Source organism: Deltaproteobacteria bacterium CG11_big_fil_rev_8_21_14_0_20_42_23 (assembly GCA_002796345.1).
Lineage (GTDB): Bacteria > UBA10199 > UBA10199 > 2-02-FULL-44-16 > 2-02-FULL-44-16 > 1-14-0-20-42-23.
Window position 1 is genome coordinate 2,538 of the sequence record PCXC01000073.1, and the last position, 1,844, is coordinate 4,381.

At 41.9% G+C, this 1,844-nt stretch carries 2 protein-coding genes (1 of these 2 only partly in view); both read right to left on the reverse strand.

Annotated features, from left to right (window positions below; genetic code table 11):
- Positions 1-750, reverse strand: partial view of a hypothetical protein gene (locus COV43_08480; GenBank protein ID PIR24809.1) — the 5' portion only. The gene continues 45 nt to the left of window position 1, outside the view; the window shows 750 of its 795 coding nt (coding positions 1-750); its start codon is at positions 748-750; the stop codon falls past the left edge of the window.
- 222 nt (positions 751-972) lie between these two features.
- Positions 973-1,719 carry a hypothetical protein gene (locus COV43_08485; protein PIR24810.1) on the reverse strand — a complete coding sequence of 249 codons (747 nt, stop codon included), beginning with the start codon at positions 1,717-1,719 and terminating at the stop codon, positions 973-975.
- Between the last annotated feature and the right edge of the window lie 125 nt (positions 1,720-1,844).

A 1,844-nucleotide genomic window follows, 5' to 3' on the forward strand; every position in this document is an offset into this window, starting at 1 on the left:
AAGTTCGCAAACGCTCATACCTTCACCCTCGGGGAGTTCTGTTATGATCTCGCCCCATGGATCAACACATAAACTATGTCCATACGTTGTTCGAGCATCACTGTGTTTTCCCCACTGCGCGCTGGCGGCAACGTAGACTTGATTTTCAATGGCCCGCGCTTTTAACAGAGTGTGCCAATGCGCTTTTCCGGTATTCACCACAAATGCACTTGGCACCAAGATAAGATCCACTCCTTGCTTTGACAGGCTTCGATACAACTCTGGAAAACGAAGATCGTAGCAAATGCTTAAACCAATTCGCCATCCCGCCACTTCATCAAGCACCAGTTTTTTTCCGCACGCAATAGTTGACGCCTCGTTGTGTTGTTCACCAGCTTCATCGTAAAGCGTGAACAAATGGATTTTTCTATAGACGGGGCCAAGCACTCCATCGTCATGAATAATAAAACTGCTATTGTAATGTTTTTTTGAAAACGATTTTTTCTGAGGGAACGAACCAACGTGAATATTTATTTTTTGCTCTTTTGCCATTTTTTGCAGTTGTGAAATATAATGAGACGCAAGACTTTCTTGAAACACATAATCATTTTCTGGTGAACGCATAAAAAAGCAGTTCTCGGGAAAACTAATCAGATCAACGTTTTGCTGGCTTGCCGATTTTATGAATGAGTGAATTTTTTTTACATTCTCTTCAATGTTATCTGTTGAGGTAAGCTGAACAAGGGCAATGGTGAAGGTTTCTTTTTTCATATGTGTTTATATTGTCAGAGGAGATTGCCCGCCTGCCGGACGGGCAGGCCACAGTCGCCTCGCTCTTTCGCAATGACAAAAAAAGTAAAGCGCTATAGAAAATGTCCCTATTTTTATTGAAGTCTTGCACCACCAATAACGGCGGCAAGAAATCCAAAGTTGCCACTTGCAACGCCCTTACCGAAAAAAACTGGCTCGTATAAATAATCACCAAAAGTTACATCAAACTCCATTATCAAAAAATTGGTTTAATAAATTTTCCGTACAAACATTTCCCACTTTTTTAAGATTCACTCTTAAAAGGGTGGCATTATTCTCTTTGAGTTTCTTAAGGGCAAGAGGTTTCTTCGTCTCATCATTCAGAAGCCTCTCTTTGTATTGACAAACACCCTGCCAAAGAACCTGGGCATCGGAAAGACGTATGAGCTTCGCTATGTGCCTAAAAGAGAGATCGTAACTCCGCAACGAATGAGCCTCAACACCCCAAGACGTGGTATTGAAGGTGAATATAAAGTTATTCTTAAACACTTGTTTTAGATCTCCCTCTGATTTTCTCTCAATGGGTTCCCTAATATTTTGAATTCTGCTCAATTGAAGCTGATGAGCTATAGCCGACATGAAACCCTCTTTAATTTTATAGGCAGGGTCTTCAAGAGGGGTCGACTGATCCACTTTTTTTCCTTCGAACGTTGTCATAGATGCAGATCCCATTGCACCCGCACCAGCCGGACTGCTACCCCACATTCCTCCAGACATTCCAGCAAAAACAGTCCCCATGAGAAATCCGCTGATGCTTTGCACAGTGAAAGTTGGTGGACGATAATGTGTCGCTGCGATATTCGCTTCATTTCTCAACGACTGATAATATCTGTGATCTAATCGAACGGTTTTAGGAGCACATGCCTGAACAGCAATGAGTGAAATCAAAATAAACAAGATATACCCAATTTTACTAAACGATCTCTTCATGAATGCCTCCTCATTTTCTTCAATGTCAATTGATCTGACCCCAGTTTCCTGGACAGTTGGCTAAGCGGCAAGGCTGATTAAGTTTTCATACTGATTGGGGCTCCGATAATCAAGCGAAGAATGTT

What these genes read in the sequence shown, in the direction of transcription:
- COV43_08485 (PIR24810.1), bottom strand. Translation starts at nt 1,719, where the DNA reads ATGAAGAGATCGTTTAGTAAAATTGGGTATATCTTGTTTATTTTGATT.